At 69.7% G+C, this 1,190-nt stretch carries 1 protein-coding gene and 1 pseudogene; both read right to left on the minus strand.

The window, feature by feature from the left end; all coding sequences use genetic code 11:
• Positions 1 to 251: pseudogene (locus RMP09_RS09880) on the minus strand (HAD family phosphatase); the annotation flags it as partial.
• A gap of 61 nt (positions 252 to 312) precedes the next feature.
• Positions 313 to 1,190, minus strand: an 878-nt coding sequence (locus tag RMP09_RS09885) for a Tm-1-like ATP-binding domain-containing protein (RefSeq protein WP_310565812.1), incomplete at its 5' end; no start/stop codon positions are given.

Raw genomic sequence — 1,190 nt, forward strand, 5'->3', positions numbered from 1 at the left:
TCCCACTCTTCGCCAACGAGACGGCCGACCTCGCGGGTGCGGGCCATCCAGTAATCGCGCTCGCTCAGCTGATCCGCCTGCATGGCCTGCCAGAGCGGATCGGTGGCGGGATCGAACGGACCGCGCCAGGTGAGTGTGCCGGGCGCCAAGCCCAGCGCCTGTTCGGTCAGGGGGTGGGTTTCAAACAGCATGCGGCTGATGACGCCGCCGAAGTCCAGGACCAGCGCCTGGGCCGTTGATGTGGTGTTCATTGGAGTACCTCCGCTCTTCGAGCTGCGGTGCGAGCTGGCTTGGGGCGGCCCGGCGCGGCGCTCATGCAGCTTTCCTCTCGTTGACATCCACCGCACCCGGTGCCACCAGGCCAGCGGCCACCCACGCATCGAACACCTGGAGCGCGGCCTGCACGAAGGCTTCGTCGTTGATGTGCGCGTCCACCGGCTGGAACACGGTCTCGGGCGAGACCACGTGGCACATCTCGTCCACAAAAGCCTTGAGGCCCTCGGGGTCGTGCAGGGCCTCGCCCGGGCGGTCCCATTGCTCCACGCCGCCCATGGGCAGCAGCAGGCAGGTGGGGCCGGTGGCCTCGGCCAAGCGGTCGGCGATGGCGCGCGCCACGCTGCGGCGCATGTCGTGGTCCACACAGACCGAGGCGATCAGGCGGTTGTGCTCGTGCACGGCACGGCCAGCGAAACGTCCGGGGCAGCGGGTCCAGGCGGCGAAGTCCACCATGTCGGTGGCGCCGGGCGCCACGATCTGCGGCACGCCGGCGCGGCCCGCGCCCAGCAGCCGCTCAGCTCCGGCAGTGACGCAGCTGCCGGCCAGGTCGTTCACCAGTTCCTGCAGGCTGAAGTCCATCACGCAGGCGAAGTAGCCACGATGCGCCAGGTCTTCGAACGCTCGGCCGCCCATGCCAGTGGTATGGAACACCGCGAGCTCGTAGCCACGCGCTTCCAGCGCGGGCCTGAGCTTCTTCATGTAGCTCAGCGCACTGCTGCCGAGCGAGGTCATGCCCACCACGGGGCGCGGATCGTGCTCGACCCCACGCGCCCGACTCGCGCCCACCACGGCGCCTGCGGCCTGGCTCAACGCCGACTTGCACAGGCGGTTCAGGCCGTACAGGCCACCGGCCCAGAGCCGCATGATGAGGTCGGGTGGGATGCGGTCGGGCGGGATCAGCGGCGAATACGCGA

This window comes from Hydrogenophaga sp. (genome assembly GCF_031426985.1).
Lineage (GTDB): Bacteria > Pseudomonadota > Gammaproteobacteria > Burkholderiales > Burkholderiaceae_C > Hydrogenophaga.